Source organism: Streptomyces sp. CA-251387 (genome assembly GCF_050936625.1).
Taxonomy (GTDB): Bacteria; Actinomycetota; Actinomycetes; order Streptomycetales; family Streptomycetaceae; genus Streptomyces.
Genome location: NZ_JBNJMJ010000001.1, coordinates 2,885,078 through 2,905,490, shown reverse-complemented (window position 1 = coordinate 2,905,490; position 20,413 = coordinate 2,885,078). Strand labels below are relative to the sequence as shown.

Genomic DNA, 20,413 nt, shown 5'->3' with positions numbered 1-20,413 from the left:
GGCAATGGTCACGGCCAGTGATGAGTACTGTCCAGTCCGTAACCGCGTACGCTCCCGCACCGTACGCGCCCCCCACCTGGTGAACTGCCCCCCAAAACCGCCAGATTGGCCCCATGCCCCGTACGTTCACCCAGCGCCTCAGCGCCACCCCCCGAGGCGCCCGCCTGGCCCGCCACCTGACCCTCACGCAGCTCCACACCTGGGGCATCCCCCACGGCACCCCCACCTCCGAAACCGTCGCAGTGATCGTCGCCGAACTGGCCGCCAACGCCGTGACCCACGGCCGAGTCCCCGGACGCGACTTCGAGCTGCGCGTCTCGCTCCCCACGGGCAGCGTCCGTATCGAGGTCAGCGACACCCGTACCGACCCCCGCCCCCCGAAGCCGGGTGACGTACGACCACCGCACCCCCTCGACGAACACGGCCGCGGACTCGTCCTGGTCGACGCCCTGGCCGACCGGTGGGAGGTGCTGGACCGCGACCCGGCGCCCGGCAAGACCGTCCGTGCCGAGGTCGACCTCTGGCGAGGCCGAGGTCAGGGAGCGAAGTGAGCCAACGCCACCCGGAGGATGTCCTGCTGTCGCGGCCAGTCGCCCTCAGGTCCCGCCACCAGCACCGCGTACTGCGTGCCGTTCTCGGCCACGAAGGCGCGGTCGACGACCTTGCGCCGCGTGCCGTCCGGGCGGTCGTACGCGTACACCAGCTCGGCCGCCTGGTCGCCGGGTCCGTCCGGGGTGTCCTGGAGGCTGAGTTCGCGGTAGTTCTTGTTGGTGCTCCCCAGCGTCTGTGACGTCTGGCGCAGTGAGTCGTACGGAGTCAGGCTCCCTTCCGTGTCCGTGTAGATCTGCACCAGGCTCTTGCCGTCGGGGGAGGTGTAGAAGACCCCGTTGCTCTTCTCCTCGCGCTCCCAGCCCTCGGGTACGGCGATGGTGAAGCCGGCCGTGTCCCGCTGAAGCGTGTACCCCGAGGGCACCTCGGTCGGGGACGGCGTGTCCGTGGACCAGGTGCCCACGGTGTCCGTCGGGTCGCCGCCCGGGCCGGCGTCCGAGGTCGCGGTCGGCGAAGGGCTGATCAGGGACGCCGCGTCGGTCCCGGCATCGCCGCCCGCCCCGTCGTCCTGCAGCGCCAGCACGCCGAAGGCCACGCCGCCCGCGACGACCGCGACGGTCGCGCCCGCGATCAGGGCCGTCGTGCGGCGGGACCGCGGCAGCGGGGCGGGCGGCGGCGTCACCGTATAGGTCACGTCGCCGTCGTCGCCCTGTCCGTCGGCCGGGCCCGGCGGGGCGTACGCGGGTAGCGGCGGTGGCGGTGCCGTCGGCGGTACGGCCGCCGCGGACTCGCCGTCCGTCTCCCAGCGCTGTGTCTCGTCGTTCCAGCGCATGCCACCGTCCCCCGATATGCCGCTCATCCCGCCGTCATCCTCCCAACAGTGCCGCCACCGCCTGTGTCACCGCCGCGCCCGAGGCCGCCAGGCCCACCGCCGTGGCCGCGTCCTGGAGGGCCTGGCGCAGGCGGGTCAGCCGTCCCGGGGTCGCCTCACCGGTGTTCTGGATCTCGTCCTCCGTCTCGCCGAGCTGTCGCGTCAGCTCGTCGGTCTCGGGGGTCCTGGCGAAGGCCCTCAGCTGCTCGCGCAACTGCCGTACCGCCTGGAGCAGTTCCTCCTGCTCGGCGGAGAGGGTCGGGCGCGGGGCCTCGTAGTTGTTCGCCACGCTGTGGGCGCCGAAGGCGAAGGCGCCTTTCGCCGTGCCGATGTGGATGTTCTGCGCGCCTGTCGGGGCCCCGCCGCCCGACGCCTGCTCATCCGTTGCCACTGTCCGTCCCTCCCGAGGTTCCGCTTCCGGCTTCCTGGTTGTTGGCCACGCTGCGCTCGCCGAGGGCGAAGGCACCGCTGGCCTGCTCGATCAGCACTCCGCCGTTGCTGACGTTGATGATCTTCTGTTCGAACTCCTCGGTGCGGTAGCCGGCCTCGCGCAGGGCGCGGCGTACGCCGTTGGCCACGCGGTCCTGGATCGTCTTCAGATAGCGCTGGTGGTCCATCTCCTGGAACAGCGACGCCATGTCGTCCGAGCCCAGTTCGCGGACCGAGACGGCCGGGCCGTCCGGCATCGCCCGGCCGGAGCCGCGGGAGGCGAGCCGGCCCAGCAGGGTGAGCGTCCGCCACACGGTGACCACGGACTGGCCGGCGGAGTGCGGGACGCGGGACAGCGCCCAGACCGCCTTGCCGAGCGGGTTGGCGTGCAGGAAGTCGTGGGCCAGCCGGTCGGCCTCCCGGAACCGCGGCCGTACCGGGCGCAGGACGTGCGGGGCGACCTCCAGCATCAGCATGCCGCCCTGCGTGTGCACCCGGACGAAGACCGTGGTGACCAGCTCCTCCTCCCAGCCGCCGACCTGCACCCGCAGGAAGTGGCGCCGCGTCTCCCCGCCCTCCTCGACGGCGCGGTTCCGGTGCTGCTCGAACTGCCCGGGGCCGTAGGGGGCGTGCTGCCTGCTGGGCAGTCCGTCCACCGGGAGGAAGACGCACTCGTCGACGTCCAGCTGCCGCAGCCGGTCCCGGACCGCCGCCGCGCCCTGCGGGGTGCGGGCGGTGGCGGGCTCGCGCAGGGCCTCCAGCAGGGGCTTGACCCGGTCGAGGACGGTCTGGTTGTCGAGCGGCAGCGGCTTCGAAAGGTCCTCGCGGGGCCGCAGCTCGACGGACAGGGACCAGGTGTCGTACGGGGAGCCCGCGCCGCAGAACGGCCGGTCCGCCCGGTACATCACCAGCCGCGCGTGCTGCTCGACCCGGATGCGGTCCCGCAGGTGGTGGAAGCGGCTGCCCTCGGTGGTCCGCTCGGCCGGGTCGGCGGCGGCGTCGGGGAACTTCGGCCGGGACAGCTCACCGGCCAGCGCGCGGGCGACCTGGTGGCGCTCGAAGCCGACGCCCAGCGCCACCACCAGCGGAAGCGCCAGGGCGATCCAGGCGTTCAGGCGCGAGGTGTCGTAGAGAAGCGTCTCGAACGCCAGGCCGGGGAGCAGCAGGAAGTCCCAGAACTCCCTGATGCTGTCGAAGAGTTCGTAGTCGTCGGTGCCGAACGCGTACAGCGTCAGCACGGTGTAGAGCACGGAGAGCCGCGCGTACAGACGCAGGATCCAGGCCGGATAGCGGCGGTACCAGGCGGGCCGTGGGGCCGGTCCGCGCATCCGGGTGGCCAGGTACATCAGCGCGACCGGCATCAGGAACATCAGGCTGAGCCAGTTGGTGAGCGGCACGCTGACGATCCACAGGAACAACACCGCCGCCGCCCAGGCCAGTTGGAGGCGCTGCGCGCGCAGGGCGTGGGCCAGGACGCGGGCCGCGTCGAAGCCGAACGACGGCGCGACGACGCGTTCGTCGTGGACGTAGAGCTCCTCGATGACCGTGTGGCGGTATGTCTCGTCGAGATAGGTGCCGGCGCACAACAAGCGCGTCGCCTCGCTGGCGTGCGGGGCGGTCCGGGGCGGCGCGGACTGTCCGTCCGACCGCTCCGGTTGCGGTGGCACCAGGGTCTGCTGCGTCACTGTCTCGTCCCCCGAGGCGTTTGGCCTTGTGCAGTAGGTGAGTTGACGGGCCAACACTTCAGCATAGGGAGTGACGGACCGGCTACCGAGTGAATAAACGGTGGAGGAAAACGCGGGCGGGGCGCGTGTGCCGTGACCGCTGTTGTGACGGTCCGGGCCATTGACGCGCAAGTGATTCGATTCTACGTTCCCGTCCGAAGTGGCGATCGTTGTTCGAGATACAGAACAGGAGCGTCCCCCCACATGAGCCGCAAGCGCACCCCCCTCCTCGCCCTCCCCGCCGCCGCCCTCCTCGCTCTCGTCCCGTCCTCGGCGTCGGCCTACCCCAACCCCGGCCGGGTCACCGGCTCCGTCGTCACGCACGACCCGTCGATGATCCGTACCTCGTCGGGCCAGTACCTGCTGTACGCCACCGGCGGCGGCATCGCCCACAAGACGTCGTCCGACCGCACCGCGTTCAGCGCGGGCGCCGACGCCTTCTCCTCCCGGCCGAGTTGGTGGCGGAACTACTCCTCCGTCCCCGAGGCCTGGGCGCCGGACATCTCGTTCCAGGGCGGCAAGTACCTGATGTACTACTCGGTCTCGTCGTTCGGCTCGAACACGTCCGCCATCGGCCTCGCCACCTCCACCACCGGCCGGCCGGGCAGCTGGACCGACCAGGGCACCGTCTACACCTCCAGCTCCGCCGGCGACTACAACGCCATCGACCCGAACCTCTTCGTCGACACCGACGGCAAGTGGTGGCTGTCCTTCGGCAGTTGGTGGACCGGCATCAAGATGATCCAGATCAACCCGTCCACCGGGAAGCAGCTGTCGAGCAACACCAGGCGCTACTCGCTCGCCTCCCGCCCGACCGGGACAAAGGCCCTGGAGGCGCCCTTCATCGTCAAGCGGGGCGGTTACTACTACCTGTTCGCCTCGTACGACACCTGCTGCGCCGGCACCAGCTCCACCTACAAGGTCAAGGCCGGGCGGGCCACCAACGTCACCGGGCCGTACGTCGACAAGAACGGCGTCTCGATGATGAACAACGGCGGGACCCCGGTCCTGGAGTCGCACGGCAGCGTCATCGGGCCCGGCGGACAGTCGATCATGAACGACGTCGACGGGGACCTGATCGTCTACCACTACTACGACGGCAACGACAACGGCACGCCCAAGCTGGGCATCAACCTTCTGAACTGGAGCACCGGATGGCCCGTCGCCTACTGACCCTGCTGGCGGCGCTGCTGCTGGCCCTGTCGCTCGGCCAGCCGTCCGCGAGCGCGGCGTCCTTCAGCAACCCGATCAAGACACGGAAGGGCGCCGACCCCTGGATCTCCTAGTACAACGGCAACTACTACATGTCCGCCACCCTCGCCGGCCTCGCCACCGCGCCCAGTGTGCTCGTCCGCCGACGGGGCCGACCTGCGCCAGTGGTCCTGGCTGAACAACACCTGCCAGCGCTTCCGGTTCGTGGCCACCGACGGCGGTCACGTGCGGATCGTCAACGAGGCCACCGGCAAGGTCGCCGACGTCGCCAACTGCTCCACCGCGGACTCCGCCGACGTACGGCAGTGGACGTGGCTGAACAACGCCTGCCAGCAGTGGCGGCTGAACCCCGTGTGAACGGACGGAACCGCCTCTCGCTGCGCGGTCGGCGACGCACGCCCATGTCACCGGTTGCGCACGCGAGGTGATTTCCCGTCACCTCTTTGCCGTACCCCCGGACCGGTGACAGGCTGATCCCTCGGTCCGGGCGGCGTATTTCCCGTCGGAACAGGGTCCGGGCGTGCGTCCCGCTGCACCAGGATGCACACGGGCCGGGCGGAACGGGGGACTCCCGGGGTGTCGGCCTGCAATGGCCGCACCACTGGGGGGAACCGTGAACCACGCGTCCTTCGACATCCAAGACATTCTCCATCCCCTTGATCTCGCCGCCCGGCAGCAGCTGGAGAAGATCCCGGGGCTCCAGACGGCGGTGAAGAAATACCGCAGTCTGGTCGCGGACCGCCGCGACCGTGCCATGTTGCTGTCCAATGCGATCCGTCTGGGCCCGCGCCAGGTGCCGGACGTCCACAAACTGCTGCCGCCGATCTGCGCGTCCTTCGGCATCGAGGAACCCGAGCTCTATCTCATGCCCGGACCGGCCAACGCGATGACGATGGGGCACTCCAGGACCTGTGTCGTGATCCACAACGAGCTGCTCCTGGACCTTCCCGAGGACGAGATCCAGGCGGTGCTGGCCCATGAATGCGGTCACATCCTCGCCGAGCACGTGCTCTACCGGCAGATGTCGATCGCGCTGTTCAGCGGCATGGGATCGCTGGGCGGCAAGGCCGGGATGGTGGCCGCGCTGTTCTCGGAACCGCTGAAGGTGGCGCTGCTGGACTGGTACCGCAAGAGCGAACTCACCGCGGACCGGGCTGCGGTGATGTTCATGGGAGGCCCCGAGGAGCTTCAGCGAGCCCTCTTCCACCTCCAGGGGATCCCCAAGTGGCTGCCGAAGGAGCAGATCGACTACGCGGCGTTCGCCGCCCAGGCCGACGAGTTCGAGGCGGCGATGAACGAGTCGAAGCTGGACCGCTTCCTGCTGCGCCAGCTGGACAAGGAGATGACCCATCCCAACCCGGCACTGCGGCTGCGGGAGATAGGACGCTGGGCGCAGTCGGAGACGTACCGGCAGGTCCGGGCGATCGCGCAGGCCGCAGGCGACCCGGGGACCGGCGGGGGAGACATGGACGACTGTGGCGGATGCGGCCGTCCGGTCCGGACCGACTGGCTGTTCTGCCAGGGCTGCGGAAATGACCTCAGGACCACGGCGGGGGCAGGCTCATGAGCGCGTTCAGCAGCGAGAAGCTCATCCCCGTCGTGGTTCCCGACCTCGCACCGGTGGCCGACGACGTGGTCGCCCACTTCAAGGAACGGGGTTACGACACCGCCTGTGCCGCGGTGCCGGCCGGCGGACACGAGGTCAGCATCACCAAGGGCGGCGTGTTCAAGAAGGCGCTCGGTCTGCGCACCGCGCTCAAGATCGAGATCCTGCCGCAGCCGACAGGGACACTGGTCCGGGCGGGAGTCGGGATCTTCGGCAAGCAGGCGGTTCCCTTCGCGATCGCCATGCTCGTCACCTGGCCGGTCCTGCTGACGCAGATCTGGGGGCTCATCAACCAGGCCGGGCTGGACGACGAGGCGATCAAGGTGGCCGAGCTGAGTCTGAACCGCCTGTCCCGGCTGGCGGGCCGGCCGGAGACCGCGGGCGCGCCCGCCCAGCCCCCGGACGGAGCGCCGGGGTTCTGCCATCGGTGCGGCCAAGCACGCTCCACCGGCGCCGACTTCTGCACGCAGTGCGGTGCTCCGCGCCTGGAACACACGGTGGCCACGTAACGTCGGTCACCGCGCCACTGCCGCATTCGAACCCGGCCGACCCGTCGGCCGGGTCGGTGTCCAGCAGGGTCGTCGTACGGTCGGGATCCTGGCCCGCGTTGCGCACGAGCTGCCGCAGCGGTGCGGCGAGCGCGGCACGGAACAGCCCGGCGTCCGCGCCGAGCGCCTGCCCGACGCGGTGCAGCCCGTGTCCAGCTCCACCGACCCCGCGCCGGGCTCACCCGGCCTGCCCCATCCCCGCCGGGTTCGGCCAGCTCTGACTGTTGGGCCACCCGGTCGCCGCGGCCGGCGTCAGCCCCGGCCCGGTCGTACCCCGCACCTGCGCGGCCGTAAGCCCACCCCGGGCCGGCACTCCGGGCGGCGTAGGCCCGGGCATCGCCGCCGCGGCCGGCGCCACGGGCGACGGGAAGGGCATCGGCGCGGGCGGGGCGGGTGCGGGGACCGGTGCCGGGGCAGGGGCCACAGGAGCCGGCGCCGGCATGGGCATGCCGGTGCCCTGCGGCATCGCCTGCGGCTGAGCGGCCGCGGGCATCCCGGCACTCATGGCCTGAGCGGCGAGGCCCTGCATCCCCGAACCGTTAGTGGAGCTGACCAGCCGATCCACGGCCGCCGTACCCGAGCTGTAGTTGGTCCCTGTACCCAGCTCGGGTACGGCGGCTCCCCTCCTGGACCCGTAGAGCACCTGCTCCAGGCCGGACACCAGGCGACGCACGTCCGTCTGGGGGCGCACCACGAGTCGCAGGAAGCGGCTGGACGAACCGATCTTGTTGCCGCACTCGCGGACCAGGATCCGGTGCTCGGTGAGCAGCCGGTCCCGGACCACGGTGCCTTCGGCGCCCACGGGGAGGCGCACGAAGAGGAAGTTGCCCTGGGACGGGTAGACCGTCAGGCCGGGCAGCGCGGCGAGCTGGCCGGCCATGTCCAGGCGGTCCCGGCGCACCTGCTGGAGGCTCTGCGCGTACTCGGGGCCGTGTTCCTTCAGCATGAACACCACGTGCTCGGCGAAGGCGTTGAGGTTCCACTTCGGCAGCATCGAGCGGACCATGCCCGCGAGCGCCGGGTTGGCGACGAGGTAGCCGAAGCGGATGCCGTGCAGACCGAAGTTCTTGCCGAGGCTGCGCAGGACGATGACGTTCGGCCGCAGCATCGCCTCCTGGACCACCGACGGCTCCTGCTCGGCGTCGGCGAACTCCAGGAAGGACTCGTCGATGACGACCAGGTCCAGGTCGGCCATCGCGTCCATGAACTGCACGAGCGCGTGCTTGTGGAGGTAGCCGCCGTCGGGGTTGTTCGGGTTGCAGATCACCGCGACCCGGGTGCCCCTGGCCCGGATGAACTCGGCGTACTGCGCGAGGTCCAGGGCGAATCCGCTGGACTCCTGGAGCGGGAACATGTCGACCCGCTTGCCGGTCTCCATCGGCTGGTCGGTCCAGCGGCCGAAGGTGGGGACGGGGATGGCGAGGGACTCACGGACCATCAGATGGTCGATCCAGGTGATGAGCTCGGTCGATCCGTTGCCCATCGCCACGCACTGCGGCGGGAGCTGGAGCAGGCTGCACAGCTCGGCGGTGATCGTGTCGGCGCTGCTCGGGTAGAAGGTGATGATGTCCCGCAACCGGCCCGCCATCTCGTCGAACATCTCAGGCGTGGGGAAGTACGGGTTGCAGGGAATGCAGAAGTCGATCGGACCGGCCCCGTCGCCGCCCTCCCGCGTCAGCGCCGCCATCGACGGACTGTGCGCCGCGGTGCTGCGGAACAGCGAGGTGACGTTGTCGGCCATGGAACCTCCGTATGGGGCGGGCCCGGCGGGGACGACCGGGCCCGTCGTCTTTGGGTGGCCCGCGCGGGGGAGCACGGGCCGCCCTTACATACGGAGGCTGAGGTGGCGCTGTTCAACTACTGAGAAACCGGTGAGAACTTGTGTGCCACCTGTGAAGAGCCGTCAGGAGAGCCGTCCGAAGAGCCGTGAGAAGCCGCCGGAAGGGCCCCGGTACGGTCTCAGCGGCTGAACGAGTGGATCGTCGTCGACCGGTACGTCTGTCCCGGCCGCAGCACCGTCGACGGGAACGACGGCTTGTTCGGCGAGTCCGGGAAGTGCTGCGTCTCCAGGCACAGTGCGTCGCCCTGCCGGTAGGTGCGGCCGGAGGGGCCGACCAGGGTGCCGTCGAGGAAATTGCCGGAGTAGAACTGCAGGCCCGGCTCCGTGGTCGCCATCCGCAGGATGCGGCCGGAGGAGGGGTCCTTCAGCGTCGCGCACCACTCGGGCTTCGGCGAGATGCCCTTGTCGAGCACCCAGTTGTGGTCGATGCCCTTGCCGTACAGCAGCTGCTGGTGTGCCTCGCGGAGGTCCTCGCCGATCGCCTTGGTGCGGCGGAAGTCGAACGGGGTGCCCGCGACGGGGGCCAGCTCGCCGGTGGGGATGAGGCCCGAGTCGACGGGGGTGTAGCGGGACCCGGCGATCTTCAGCTCGTGGTTCTCGATCGTGCCGCTGCCCTCGCCGGCGAGGTTCCAGTACACGTGGCTGGTGAGGTTGACGACGGTGGCCTTGTCGGTGGTGGCCGCGTAGTCGATGCGCCAGTCGCCGTGCTTGGTGAGGGTGTACGTCACCTTCACCTTCAGGGTGCCCGGGTAGCCCATCTCGCCGTCGACCGACGTGTAGTACAGGTACAGGCCGACGTCCGAGCCCTTGGTGAACGGCTCGATGTCCCACACGTGCTTGTCGAAGCCCTTGGCGCCGCCGTGCAGGCTGTTCTCGCCGTCGTTGACGGACAGCTGGTAGGTCTTGCCGTCCAGGGTGAACTTGCCCTTGCCGATGCGGTTGCCGTACCGGCCGATCAGGGCGCCGAAGTACGGGCTCTTGGCGACGTAGTCCTCGATGTTGTCGAAGCCCAGGGAGACGTTGGCGTAGTGGCCCTTGCGGTTCGGGATCTCCAGGGACTGCACGATGCCGCCGTAGGAGAGGACCTTCATGCGGGTGCCGCCGTTGGCCAGCGACCAGCTGTAGATCTTCGTGCCGTCGGCGAGCTTGCCGAAGAGGGACTTCACCGGGGGCCTGCCTCCCGTGGCGTGTGCCGTGCCGCCGAGCGTCGTCGCGGCTATGCCCGCGGCCGCGGCTCCTGCGATGACCGTGCGTCTGTTCAGTTCCATGTGCGGCTCCACTTCGTTGGGAAAACGCTGGGAAAGGAACCGGGCCCCGCCTTCCGGCGGGGCCCGTGCTCACTTACGAACCGGACTTGCGCTTGTTCCACACGTCGAATCCGACCGCGGCCAGCAGGGCGAGGCCCTTGATGACCTGCTGCCAGTCGGTGCCGACGCTGAGGAGGTTCATGCCGTTGTTCAGCACGCCGAGGACGAGACCACCGATGATCGCGCCGAGGACGGTACCGACACCGCCGCTCATGGACGCGCCACCGATGAACGACGAGGCGATCGCCTCGAGTTCGAAGTTCAGGCCCGCCTTCGGCGAGGCCGCGTTCAGACGGGCGGCGACCACCAGACCCGCCAGGGCCGCGAGCACGCCCATGTTCAGGAAGACGTAGAAGGTGACCTTCTTGTCCTTGACGCCGGACAGCTTCGCCGCCGGCAGGTTGCCGCCGATCGCGTAGATGTGGCGGCCGAAGACCGCGTTGCGCATGACGTAGCCGTAGCCGACCACCAGCACACCGAGGACGATCAGGATGATCGGCGCGCCCTTGTAGCTGGCGAGCAGCATGGTGACGGCGGCGATCGCCGCGATGATGGCGACGAGCTTGAGCAGGAAGGCGTTCCGCGGCAGCACGTCCAGCGCGAACTCCTGCTGGCGCTTGCGGTCCCGGATCTCCTGGGCGACCACGAAGGCGGCCAGGACGAGGCCCAGCAGCAGCGTGATGTTGTGGTAGTTGGTGGTCGGGCCGACCTCAGGCAGGAAGCCGTTGCCGAGCTTCTGCAGGCCGTCCGGGAACGGGCCGAGGGTCTGGCCCTCCAGGAAGATCTCCGTCAGACCGCGGAAGAGCAGCATTCCCGCGAGGGTGACGATGAACGACGGTATGCCGAGATACGCGATCAGGTATCCCTGCACCGAGCCCGCCACCGCGCCCACCACCAGGCACAGCACCAGGGCCAGTGGCCACGCCACATCGTGCTGAACCGTCAGCACGGCCGCGAACGCGCCGACGAACGCCGTCAGCGAGCCGACCGACAGGTCGATATGGCCCGCGATGATCACCAGCATCATGCCGATCGCGAGGATCAGGATGTAGCTGTTCTGCAGCACCAGGTTGGAGACGTTGCGGGGCAGCAGCAGGTCGCCGTCGGTCCACACCGCGAACAGGACCACGAGCAGGCCGAGCGCGATCAGCATGCCGTACTGGCGCATGTTGCGGCGCAGGCCGTCCAGCATCAGCTGCAGCAGGCCGCCGCCTGCGGCTGATCCGCCGGACTTCCCGGGCGGCGCCGGGGCCGGGGTCTTGGCGGTCACATCCGTGCTCATCGGGATACCTCTTTGTCCTTCGTCATCTGGCGCATCAGCACTTCCTGCGTGGCCTCGGCCCGCGAGAACTCACCCGTCAGCCGCCCCGCGGCCATGGTGTAGATGCGGTCGCACATACCGAGCAGCTCCGGCAGCTCGGAGGAGATGAAGACGACCGCCTTGCCCTGGGCGGCCAGCTGGTCGATGACCGTGTAGATCTCGTACTTGGCGCCCACGTCGATACCGCGGGTGGGCTCGTCCAGGATCAGCACGTCCGGACCGGCGAAGATCCACTTGCTGAGGACGACCTTCTGCTGGTTGCCGCCGGACAGCCTGCCCACGGTCTCGAAGACCGTCGGCGCCTTGATGTTCATGGACTTGCGGAAGCCCTCGGCGACCTGCCGCTCCTCGTGCTCGTCGACCACACCGCGCCTCGCGACCTTGCCCAGGGCACTCAGCGAGATGTTCCGGTTGATGTTGTCGATGAGGTTGAGGCCGTAGTGCTTGCGGTCCTCGGTGACGTACGCGATGCCGTGCGAGATCGCCTCCGCTACGGTCTTCGTACGGATCTCCTTGCCGTCCTTGAGGACCGTGCCGCCCGCGTACCGGCCGTAGGTGCGCCCGAACACGCTCATCGCGAGCTCGGTGCGGCCGGCCCCCATCAGGCCCGCGATGCCGACGATCTCCCCGCGCCGCACCTGGATCGACACGTCGTCGACCACCTTGCGCTGCTGGTCGATCGGGTGGTGCACGGTCCAGTCGCGGATCTCCAGCGCCGGGGCCGCGCCCACCTCCGGCTCGTGCGGGGTGCGCTCGGGGAAGCGGTGGTCGAGGTCGCGGCCGACCATGCCGCTGATGATCCGGTCCTCGGTGGTCTCCGGGGCCTTCACGTCGAGCGTCTCGATGGACCGCCCGTCGCGGATGATCGTCACCGAGTCGGCGACCCTGCGGATCTCGTTGAGCTTGTGGGAGATGATGATCGAGGTGATGCCCTGCTTCTTCAACTCCAGGATCAGATCCAGGAGTTTGCCGCTGTCCTCGTCGTTCAGCGCCGCGGTGGGCTCATCCAGGATGAGCAGCTTCACCTTCTTCGACAGCGCCTTCGCGATCTCCACCAGCTGCTGCTTGCCCACGCCGATGTCGGCGACGCGGGTCTCCGGGTGGTCGTCGAGACCGACCCGGCGCAGCAGCTGGGTGGCGTGCCGCAGGGTCTCCCGCCAGTCGATGAACCCGCCCTTGGCGTGCTCGTTGCCGAGGAAGATGTTCTCCGCCAGCGAGAGGTACGGCGACAGCGCCAGCTCCTGGTGGATGATGACGATGCCGCGCTCCTCGCTCGCGCGGATGTCCTTGAACTCGCAGACCTCACCCTCGAAGAGGATGTCGCCCTCGTACGTGCCGTGCGCGTGGACGCCGGAGAGCACCTTCATCAAGGTGGACTTGCCGGCGCCGTTCTCACCGCAGATGGCGTGGACCTCGCCCTGACGGACGGTCAGCGTGACGTCCGACAGCGCCTTGACACCGGGAAAGGTCTTGACGATCGAGCGCATTTCCAGGACGGGTCCCGCCATGGTCGTGCCTTCCAATCAGTAGGTGCCGACGGTTACTTGAGCTCGTCCGCGGTGTAGTAGCCGCCGCCCACCAGGACCTTCTCGTAGTTGCTCTTGTCGACGCTGACCGGCTGCAGCAGGTAGGCCGGCACGACCTTGGCGCCGTTGTCGTAGGTCTTGGTGTCGTTGACCTCGGGCTTCTTGCCGTTGAGGACCGCGTCGACCATGTTTCCGGCGACCTTGGCCAGCTCACGGGTGTCCTTGTAGACGGTCTGCGTCTGCTGGCCGGCGATGATCGACTTCACCGAGGCGAGCTCGGCGTCCTGGCCGCTGATGACCGGCAGCGGCTTGCTCTTGGAGCCGTAGCCGTCCGACTTCAGCGCGGCGAGGATGCCGATGGAGATGCCGTCGTAGGGCGAGAGGACCGCGTCGACCCGGCCGCTGGTGTAGGTGGAGGTGAGGATGTCCTCCATGCGCTTCTGGGCGGTCGCGCCGTCCCAGCGCAGGGTGGTGACCTGGGTCAGCTTGGTCTGGCCGGACTTGACGACGAGCTGCTTCTTGTCGATGTACGGCTGCAGGACCTTCATCGCGCCGCCGAAGAAGTACTTCGTGTTGTTGTCGTCGTTGGAGCCGGCGAACAGCTCGATGTTGAACGGGCCCTTCTTGGAGCCGTCCTTCAGACCGAGCTTCTCGACGAGGTAGCCGGCCTGGAGCTCGCCGACCTTCTCGTTGTCGAACGACGCGTAGTAGTCGACGTTCGGCGTGCCGAGGATCAGCCGGTCGTAGGCGATGACGGGGATGTTCGCGTCCTTCGCCTGCTGGAGCACGTTGTTCAGGGACTTGTTGTCGATGGCCGCGATGATCAGGCCCTTGACACCCTGCGTGATCAGGTTCTCGATCTGCGAGACCTGCTGGTCCGGGTCGTCCTCGCCGTAGACCAGCTTGGTCTTGTAGCCCTTGGCCTCCAGGTCCTTGACGACGTTCTTGCCGTCGGCGATCCAGCGCTCGGACGACTTGGTCGGCATCGCGATGCCGATGGTCCCGCCCTTGGCGTCGCCCGCCTCCTCCTTGCTGCCGCCCTCACCGGACTGGCCACAGGCGGACAGGGTCAGGGCGAGGGAGGCGGCTCCGGCTATGGCGGCGAGTGCGGCTCTGCGAGTACGCATGATCATCATCCTTGATGTGGGTGGGGCGGGACTCGGTCTGGCGGTGCGAAGACGCCGGACGAAGGGCGATGTGCGGGTCGACCGAGGGTGTGTGGGATTGTGTTCGACTGCGTCTTCTTTTGTGAAGGGGGTTTGTCCGGAACGTTATGCGGGAATTTCGAAGCGCTTCAGCGTTCCGGGTAGCCGTGAACCGAGAGGCGCCATGTCGCCGCCGGCTCCGTGCCGTGCGAGGAGGTCCAGGGCCAGCCGGCCGCGCCGGACGCGTTCCTTGGCGGTGGCCAGCGTCAGGTCCCGCATGTGGTTGCCGTACGGGTAGATGCCGGGGGTCTTGGACAGCCCGAACTTCAGGTAGAGCGGTGCGCCGCGCCGGATCAGCTCGGCGACCTCGTACATCCGGACATATCCGCCGAGATCGTCGGGGGCCTCGATGTACATGTCCATGGGGGCGGCCGACACCCGGCGGATCTCGGTGAGGTGATCCAGTGTCAGATCGCTGGGCACGTTGATCGAGTCGGCGCCCAGCTGCTCGTACACCGCGTACGCGGCCGGGTTGACCGGGCCGATCAGCGCGCTCACCTTGAGCGTCGTGTCGGCCGGGATGATCCCGGCAGCCCGTGCCCGGTGCAGCGTCCACAGCACGCCCTCGTCGGCGACGAGCAGGCACTTGACGCCCAACTCCGTTGCCCGTACGGCGTCTTCGACGCATCCGGCGACCGCGTCGTGGCCGCGGGCGCGCAGTCCGGCCCCCCGCGAGTCGGTGCGCGTGGATCCGCCGATGTCCCAGGTGCCGCGCGGGCCGGTGAACAGGCAGAGCTCGATGTCACGCTCGCCGGTCGCCTCGACCATCTCGGTGATCTCGGCATCGGTCAGCATCCACACGCCGCTGCCCTGGCTGATCCGGTGGATCGGCACGTCCAGCCGCGAGGCTTCCTTCAGGACGACGGCCAGCGCTTCGGGACCCTCGCACGAGGGGATCTCGGTGCGCCATCTGCCGCCGCCCGGGAAGGTATGGGGCGAGGCGTCGGCGGGGGAGAGGTCGGGCGCGCCCAGGCCGAGAGCGGCGAGCGCCTGCTCACCGGGTCGGCGGGCTGCGGAAGCGTCGGTCACAAGCTGTCCTTCGTGTTCGATATTTCGGACGAGGTTCGCGGCTCAGGGCGCGGGTGGCTTGGGTGTACGCCGGTACGGGAGCCGTCAGGTTGCCCCCGTACCGGCGTACGGCTAGGGGCGAAGGAGGACCTTGCCCACCTTCGGATCACCGGACCCGACGAGCTCGATCGCCTGCGGGAACTCCTCCAGCGGCAGCTCGTGCGTGACCAGCGGCAGCGGATCGAGCAGCCCGGCCCCGAACACGCGCACCGTGTGCGCCCACGCATCCGGCGGCGCCCCGAAGACGGTGTGCACCTCCAGCTGCCGTACGACGAGATCGGTCGGGTCGAGTCCGTGCGCACCCGGCGCCGGGATCCCGGTGAGGACCAGCCGCCCGCCGCGCCTGAGCAGGGCGGCCGAGGTGCGCGCGGCGTCGGCGGATCCGGCGGTCTCGATGACGACGTCGAAGTCGTCCGGGAGCTCCTGGTCCTTCGTACGGAAGTCGGTCGCCCCGTACTGCCGCGACAGCTGCTCCCGGTCGCCCCGGGTGCCGACGACGAGCAACTCGGCAGGCGAGCCCGCCTTCAGGAACTGAACGGCGAACATGCCCAGCGTCCCCGTGCCGACCACCGCCACCCGCTCGCCCGGCAGCGCGTTCGCCTTGATCGCGGCGGCCGCGATACAGGCGGCCGGCTCCAGCAGGGCGGCGGCGGTGAGGTCGCAGTCGTCCGGCAGGACGTGCAGCAGGCGGGCCGGGAGCGTGAGCGTGGTGGCCATGGCGCCGGGCTGGGTGAACCCGGTCTCCTCGTACCCGGCGGTGCACAGCGTGGTCTCACCGGCGTGGCAGCGGTCGCAGACCTGGCAGTTGCGGAAGCCCTCACCGACGACCTTGCGGCCGACGAGTGAGTCCGGCACCCCGGCGCCGACCGCCTGCACGGTCCCGGACCACTCGTGGCCGGGCGTGAGCGGGTAGCGGACGTACCCCTCGGGCCGGTTGCCCTGGTACACCTCGCGGTCGCTGCCGCAGATGCCGACCGCGTGGACGCGGACGAGCGCCTCGCCGGCGGCGGGTTCACGAGGCGTGTGCTCGGTGAGCCGGTGCTCGCCGGGCGCCTCGATGACGACGGCGCCGCTCACTTCGTGCCCTTGGGCTTGCGCTGCTCCCAGCCCTCGGCCCACAGGTCGAAGCGGGCCTGCTGCTGCGGGAACTCGGCGGCGGCGTCGGCGTCGAACTCGACACCGAGGCCGGGGGCGTCGGAGAGGTGGAAGCAGCCGTCTTCCGGATTCACCTGCGGCGCGCCCTTCACGACCTTCTTGATCTCCGCGTCGGCGAAGTCGTTGAAGTGCTCCAGGATCTTGAAGTTCGGGGAGGTGAAGCCGACCTGGAGGGAGGCGGCGGTGAGGACGGAGCCACCGACATTGTGGGGAGCGACCAGCATGTAGTGGGTCTCGGCGGTCGCGGCCAGCTTGCGCGTCTCCCAGATGCCGCCGATGTGGCCGACATCGGGCTGGATGATGTCGACGGCCTGGCTCTCGAAGAGCTCACGGAACTCGATGCGATCGTGAATCCGCTCGCCGGTCGCCACCGGGATGTCGACCTTGGCGGCGACCTTCTCCAGCGCCTTCAGGTTCTCCGGCGGGCAGGGCTCCTCCAGCCAGGCGGGCTTGAAGGGGGCGAGTTCGCGTGCCAGCCGCACGGCGGTCGCGGGGGAGAAGCGGCCGTGCATCTCCAGCATCAGCTCGGCGTCCGGGCCGATGGCGTCGCGGACGGCCTCGATGAGGGAGACGGCGTACAGGGTCTGCTCGTGGTCGAGCTCGAAGTGCCCGGTGCCGAAGGGGTCGATCTTGAGCGCCTTGTAGCCGCGCTCCATGACCCCCTGGGCGGCCTTGTGGTACGCCTCCGGAGTCCGCTCCGTCGTGTACCACCCGTTGGCGTACGCCTTGACCTTGTCGGTGACCTTGCCGCCGAGCAGCTGCCAGACCGGCACGCCGAGGGCCTTGCCCTTGATGTCCCAGCAGGCCGTCTCGATCACGGCGATCCCGGACATGACGATCTCGCCGGCCCGCCCGTAGTCGCCGTACTTCATACGGCGGACGAGGTCCTCGACGGCGAACGCGTCGGAACCGAGAATGTGGTTGGCCTCGGCCTCCCGCAGGTAGCCGATCAGCGCGTCGGTGTGGCCCAGCATCCGGGTCTCGCCGACTCCGGTGATGCCCTCGTCGGTGTGCACCTGGACGTATGTCAGGTTGCGCCACGGCGTCCCGACCACGTGTGTGCTGATTCCGGTGATGCGCACGGCAGTTGCCCCTTGCTGCGTCGTCGGCTCAATTCTGGCGCATTCCGATGTGTTCGAGATTTCGTCACACGTTCGAAATGCTGACGTGACAGTAGGGAGGCGGTGGCGGGAGTGTCAATGGGTCGAACACATAACGGTTTCGACACTGCTTTCGATACGGATTTCGGGCGGTCGGTCGCAGAGCGTGGGGGGCGTGTCTGGCGTGTCCTGGCATATCCCTCAACTCGGCATGCCGGAACAGTTAGTTCCCTACAGAACTTTCACAGCTGTGACTATCAACCGTCCCCGCGCGGAACCTAGTCTTCCCGCGTCATGGACTACTGCCACCCGTGCCGACGGCACCTGAACGGCGCCCTCGCCTGCCCGGGGTGCGGCGCCACGGTCGAACATGTCCGCGCGCACGCGGGAGCGCCCAGCGAGGCGTACCCGCAGATGGCCGAGCGGTCTGTGGGGGCGGCTACGGGCACGGTGGGGGCTCAGGGCTCCTACGGCGGGTACGACGGGCAGTACGCGGGCGACGGGCAGTACGCCGGTGGCGGGCAGTACGCGGGCGGCGAGTACGGCGGCGGCTACGAGGGGCAGTACGGGAGCGGCGGCTACGAGGGCGGCTACGACGGCGACGGTTACGGCGTCGGGGGCTCCGAAGAGCCGGCGGACGCCGGGGGCGGAGCAGCCGCCGCGGAGGCCGCGGAGGCCGAAACCGCGTCGGCCGCGCCGGTCGGCGGGCGGGCCGCGCGCAGGGCCGCGCAGCGGCGTGGCCGAGGGCGGGGGCGTGGTGCCGGCGAGCGCGCCGAGTACGCCGAAGACGCCGAGTACGACGACTATGCCGACTACGACGACGAAGACGACGGTGACCTGGACGAGGAGTCCGGGGTGGGCACGAGCCGTCGCGATCGCAAGGCCGCCGCGCACCGCCGTCGCCGTCGCCGGGCCCTGCTGGTCGCCGCGGGGTTCGTCCTGGCCGCGGGCGGTCTGAGCCTCGCCGAGCTCGGTATGGACGCCCCGGGCGCGGACCCGAAACCGGCGGCGGCCGGGGACGAGTCGGCGGAGGGCGCGGCGGCGGACGAGGTGTCCGCGTCCCCGGAGGCGACGGACGGGACGACGGGCACGGACGCGGACTCGCCGTCACCGGGTCCCTCGACGTCTCCGTCGACCTCGAAGTCACCGAAGGACGAGGACGACAAGAAGAAGGACGAGGACAAGACCCCGGACAAGGACGCCCCGTCGCCGACGACGGGCAGCGGCGGCTCCGGCACGTCCACCTCGGACCCCGCCCCCACGTCCGAGCCGGAGAACCCGCCACCTACTGAGGAACCGACCACGGCGGTCCCGACACCGGACCCGTCGCCGTCGGAGACGTGCGAGCGGTTCCTGTGGTGGTGCACGTGAGACGTTCACCTTCGCGAATATCGATGCTTGAGGCTGTTTGAGGGGCGACCCCTCACCTGTCCCGGGTGATCCCCCCCCCGGGGCGCCGGGCTGTGACCGACGCCGTTGCTGAGGGACGCGTCACCGCCCGGGCCGATCTGACGCCGTGACACCCGCCCCCTCCGACGCGGGCGACTCCGGCACGGACGCGCCCTCCCGCAGCCCGCGCCCGCCGGCGGCGGCAGAGGCGCGTGCGTACCAGCGGCCGTACCGCTCGGCTAGCGCCAGGGCGGTGACGCCCTGAAGCAGGATGCTCAGGCCCACGGTGACGGCGGCCACCCGCCCCAGCGTCTGCGCCCCCGGCACCTGCTCCTCGACCACGAGCAGCGCCAGGACGACGGAGGCCAGACCGCGCGGCCCGAACCAGCCGATGAACACGACCGTCGGCATCCGCAGCCCGCTGCCGAGCAGTGCGACAGCCACCGGCAGCATCCGTACGACCGGCAGGCTGAGCGCGGCGTAGAGGGCGATCTCCCAGGTCAGGTGCTGCAGCGCCGGGCCGAGGAGCACCGCCCCGAAGACCATCAGGCTGATCGACGCCAACAGCGCGCCCAGGTTCTCGGCGAACTCGGCCGTGTGGTCCGGGCGTTCGGGCGTGGCGCCGGTGCGTTGCCGCCGCAGGCCGTGCCCGAAGGCGAATCCGGCGGCCCAGGCCGCGATGAACCCGCTGCCGTGGGTGAGGACGGCCGACTCGTACGCGGCCACGGCGACCCCGAGCGGGTAGACCTGCCCCCACTGCCGTGCGACCCAGCCGCGGGCCCGGGCCGCGCGCAGCAGCCGCGCGCCGATGCCGCCGGCCAGCAGGCCCAGGGCGGTGCTGAGCAGCAGGGAGCGCCAGAAGGTGCCCGCGATGCCTTCCTGCGCGTAGGACGTGCCGGGGACGGCGGCGGCGAAGACCACGAAGAACGGCAGCACCAGGCCGTCGTTCAGCCCGCTCTCCGCGTTGAGACCGTGACGGACGAGTGGCGGCACGGCGGGATGGGAGATGGCGGTCCTGCCCACGGCGGCGTCGGTCGGCGCGAGGATCGCACCCACCAGAGCCAGCTCCCAGACCGTCAGCGCGGGCAGCAGCGGCCAGGCCAGCAGCCAGCCCGCGGCGATGTACAGCGGGAGGCCGACGACGAGCAGCCGGACGGGCAGGAACCCGCCCGTGACCAGGTCGCGCCGCCGGACGGCCATGGCGTCGGTGAACAGCACCAGGGTCAGCGCGGCCTCCACCAGAGCCGTGACGGGGGCGGCATAGTGCTCGATGTCGATGACGTCGAGGACTGCGGGACCGATGAGGACGCCGCTCCCCGTGAACACGATCGCCGCCGTCACCGGCGTCGCCGACAGACGGCGTGAGCCGAGGGCATAGGCGGCGGTGACGCCCGCCACCGCCAGCCCCGCCCAGGCACCATCGCTCATCGCGCCGCCCTCCTCAGGCCTGGCGCCGGTCCCCGTGTTCGATGACAGCAGGGCGGCAGCCGACGCGTCCTCACCCGGCGGGGGTGACGACGGGCGCGGCCCTCGGGGATCAGGCTCGGTGGTGTACGGCTGCGC

At 69.8% G+C, this 20,413-nt stretch carries 18 protein-coding genes and 1 pseudogene; 7 read left to right on the top strand and 12 right to left on the bottom strand.

Features of this window, described 5'->3' with window-relative positions:
- Positions 1–113 precede the first annotated feature (113 nt).
- Positions 114–551: an ATP-binding protein gene (locus ACQEV2_RS13025; RefSeq protein WP_433039584.1), complete on the top strand. Its 438-nt coding sequence runs from the start codon at positions 114–116 to the stop codon at positions 549–551.
- Here ACQEV2_RS13025 and ACQEV2_RS13020 read toward each other — a convergent pair.
- From ACQEV2_RS13020 to ACQEV2_RS13010, 3 genes are read right to left on the bottom strand one after another with little or no spacing between them, the layout of a single operon-like run.
- On the bottom strand, positions 536–1,408 hold the full coding sequence (locus ACQEV2_RS13020; RefSeq protein WP_433039582.1) for a serine/arginine repetitive matrix protein 2: 873 nt from the start codon (positions 1,406–1,408) through the stop codon (positions 536–538). The genes ACQEV2_RS13025 and ACQEV2_RS13020 overlap by 16 nt on opposite strands.
- A gap of 7 nt (positions 1,409–1,415) precedes the next feature.
- A complete protein-coding gene (locus ACQEV2_RS13015) occupies positions 1,416–1,811 on the bottom strand; it encodes a hypothetical protein (protein ID WP_433039580.1) in 396 nt (131 codons plus the stop codon).
- The gene (locus tag ACQEV2_RS13010; protein WP_433039578.1) at positions 1,798–3,534 is read right to left on the bottom strand and encodes a hypothetical protein; all 1,737 of its coding nucleotides are present in this window, start codon (positions 3,532–3,534) and stop codon (positions 1,798–1,800) included. The genes ACQEV2_RS13015 and ACQEV2_RS13010 overlap by 14 nt, the downstream gene beginning before the upstream one ends.
- A 243-nt stretch (positions 3,535–3,777) precedes the next feature.
- On the opposite strand from ACQEV2_RS13010, the gene ACQEV2_RS13005 reads away from it, so the two are divergent.
- The 5 genes and pseudogenes from ACQEV2_RS13005 to ACQEV2_RS12985 all read left to right on the top strand — a co-directional run bounded on the left by ACQEV2_RS13005 (position 3,778) and on the right by ACQEV2_RS12985 (position 6,900).
- Entirely contained in the window at positions 3,778–4,746 is a 969-nt protein-coding gene (locus ACQEV2_RS13005) for an arabinan endo-1,5-alpha-L-arabinosidase (RefSeq protein ID WP_433039576.1), read from the top strand.
- Positions 4,728–4,859: a hypothetical protein gene (locus ACQEV2_RS13000; protein WP_433039574.1), complete on the top strand. Its 132-nt coding sequence runs from the start codon at positions 4,728–4,730 to the stop codon at positions 4,857–4,859. The genes ACQEV2_RS13005 and ACQEV2_RS13000 overlap by 19 nt, the downstream gene beginning before the upstream one ends.
- Positions 4,860–4,917: 58 nt before the next feature.
- A pseudogene (locus tag ACQEV2_RS12995) lies at positions 4,918–5,142 on the top strand (RICIN domain-containing protein); the annotation flags it as partial.
- A 232-nt stretch (positions 5,143–5,374) separates the two neighbouring features.
- Positions 5,375–6,352, top strand: coding sequence for a M48 family metallopeptidase (locus ACQEV2_RS12990; RefSeq protein WP_433039572.1), 978 nt, complete (start codon positions 5,375–5,377; stop codon positions 6,350–6,352).
- The gene (locus ACQEV2_RS12985) at positions 6,349–6,900 is read left to right on the top strand and encodes a zinc ribbon domain-containing protein (protein ID WP_433039570.1); all 552 of its coding nucleotides are present in this window, start codon (positions 6,349–6,351) and stop codon (positions 6,898–6,900) included. Before ACQEV2_RS12990 ends, ACQEV2_RS12985 begins: the two co-directional genes overlap by 4 nt.
- A 217-nt stretch (positions 6,901–7,117) precedes the next feature.
- Here ACQEV2_RS12985 and ACQEV2_RS12980 read toward each other — a convergent pair whose 3' ends face one another.
- From ACQEV2_RS12980 to ACQEV2_RS12945, 8 genes are all read right to left on the bottom strand, one after another.
- The gene (locus ACQEV2_RS12980) at positions 7,118–8,680 is read right to left on the bottom strand and encodes a pyridoxal phosphate-dependent aminotransferase (protein ID WP_433039568.1); all 1,563 of its coding nucleotides are present in this window, start codon (positions 8,678–8,680) and stop codon (positions 7,118–7,120) included.
- A gap of 218 nt (positions 8,681–8,898) precedes the next feature.
- Positions 8,899–10,047 carry an aldose epimerase family protein gene (locus tag ACQEV2_RS12975; RefSeq protein WP_433039566.1) on the bottom strand — a complete coding sequence of 383 codons (1,149 nt, stop codon included), beginning with the start codon at positions 10,045–10,047 and terminating at the stop codon, positions 8,899–8,901.
- Between the two features lie 73 nt (positions 10,048–10,120).
- A complete protein-coding gene (gene mmsB / locus ACQEV2_RS12970) occupies positions 10,121–11,368 on the bottom strand; it encodes a multiple monosaccharide ABC transporter permease (protein ID WP_433039564.1) in 1,248 nt (415 codons plus the stop codon).
- Complete coding sequence (gene mmsA, locus ACQEV2_RS12965) at positions 11,365–12,915, bottom strand: multiple monosaccharide ABC transporter ATP-binding protein (protein WP_433039562.1); 1,551 nt, start codon at positions 12,913–12,915, stop codon at positions 11,365–11,367. The genes mmsB and mmsA overlap by 4 nt, the downstream gene beginning before the upstream one ends.
- Before the next feature lie 32 nt (positions 12,916–12,947).
- Entirely contained in the window at positions 12,948–14,060 is a 1,113-nt protein-coding gene (gene chvE, locus ACQEV2_RS12960; protein ID WP_433039560.1) for a multiple monosaccharide ABC transporter substrate-binding protein, read from the bottom strand.
- Positions 14,061–14,204: 144 nt separating this feature from the next.
- A complete protein-coding gene (locus ACQEV2_RS12955) occupies positions 14,205–15,167 on the bottom strand; it encodes a hypothetical protein (protein WP_433039558.1) in 963 nt (320 codons plus the stop codon).
- Between the two features lie 111 nt (positions 15,168–15,278).
- Positions 15,279–16,283 (bottom strand): zinc-dependent alcohol dehydrogenase, encoded by a 1,005-nt coding sequence (locus ACQEV2_RS12950; RefSeq protein WP_433039556.1) that lies wholly within the window; start codon positions 16,281–16,283, stop codon positions 15,279–15,281.
- The gene (locus ACQEV2_RS12945; protein WP_433039554.1) at positions 16,280–17,443 is read right to left on the bottom strand and encodes a mandelate racemase/muconate lactonizing enzyme family protein; all 1,164 of its coding nucleotides are present in this window, start codon (positions 17,441–17,443) and stop codon (positions 16,280–16,282) included. The genes ACQEV2_RS12950 and ACQEV2_RS12945 overlap by 4 nt, the downstream gene beginning before the upstream one ends.
- Positions 17,444–17,755: 312 nt before the next feature.
- Here ACQEV2_RS12945 and ACQEV2_RS12940 point away from each other — a divergent pair, with 312 nt between their 5' ends.
- On the top strand, positions 17,756–18,832 hold the full coding sequence (locus ACQEV2_RS12940; RefSeq protein WP_433039552.1) for an SCO2400 family protein: 1,077 nt from the start codon (positions 17,756–17,758) through the stop codon (positions 18,830–18,832).
- A 120-nt stretch (positions 18,833–18,952) separates the two neighbouring features.
- On the opposite strand, the gene ACQEV2_RS12935 is transcribed toward ACQEV2_RS12940, so the two are convergent.
- Complete coding sequence (locus tag ACQEV2_RS12935; protein ID WP_433039550.1) at positions 18,953–20,278, bottom strand: cation:proton antiporter domain-containing protein; 1,326 nt, start codon at positions 20,276–20,278, stop codon at positions 18,953–18,955.
- Between the last annotated feature and the right edge of the window lie 135 nt (positions 20,279–20,413).

Bases quoted from the DNA above. Each gene is read 5' to 3' on its own strand.
- ACQEV2_RS13005 (WP_433039576.1), top strand. From the start codon at position 3,778: ATGAGCCGCAAGCGCACCCCCCTCCTCGCCCTCCCCGCCGCCGCCCTC.
- chvE (WP_433039560.1), bottom strand. From the start codon at position 14,060: ATGCGTACTCGCAGAGCCGCACTCGCCGCCATAGCCGGAGCCGCCTCC.
- ACQEV2_RS12940 (WP_433039552.1), top strand. From the start codon at position 17,756: ATGGACTACTGCCACCCGTGCCGACGGCACCTGAACGGCGCCCTCGCC.
- mmsA (WP_433039562.1), bottom strand. From the start codon at position 12,915: ATGGCGGGACCCGTCCTGGAAATGCGCTCGATCGTCAAGACCTTTCCC.
- mmsB (WP_433039564.1), bottom strand. From the start codon at position 11,368: ATGAGCACGGATGTGACCGCCAAGACCCCGGCCCCGGCGCCGCCCGGG.
- ACQEV2_RS12935 (WP_433039550.1), bottom strand. From the start codon at position 20,278: ATGAGCGATGGTGCCTGGGCGGGGCTGGCGGTGGCGGGCGTCACCGCC.
- ACQEV2_RS12975 (WP_433039566.1), bottom strand. From the start codon at position 10,047: ATGGAACTGAACAGACGCACGGTCATCGCAGGAGCCGCGGCCGCGGGC.
- ACQEV2_RS12980 (WP_433039568.1), bottom strand. From the start codon at position 8,680: ATGGCCGACAACGTCACCTCGCTGTTCCGCAGCACCGCGGCGCACAGT.
- ACQEV2_RS13000 (WP_433039574.1), top strand. From the start codon at position 4,728: ATGGCCCGTCGCCTACTGACCCTGCTGGCGGCGCTGCTGCTGGCCCTG.
- ACQEV2_RS13020 (WP_433039582.1), bottom strand. From the start codon at position 1,408: ATGAGCGGCATATCGGGGGACGGTGGCATGCGCTGGAACGACGAGACA.
- ACQEV2_RS13025 (WP_433039584.1), top strand. From the start codon at position 114: ATGCCCCGTACGTTCACCCAGCGCCTCAGCGCCACCCCCCGAGGCGCC.
- ACQEV2_RS12985 (WP_433039570.1), top strand. From the start codon at position 6,349: ATGAGCGCGTTCAGCAGCGAGAAGCTCATCCCCGTCGTGGTTCCCGAC.
- ACQEV2_RS12990 (WP_433039572.1), top strand. From the start codon at position 5,375: ATGGCCGCACCACTGGGGGGAACCGTGAACCACGCGTCCTTCGACATC.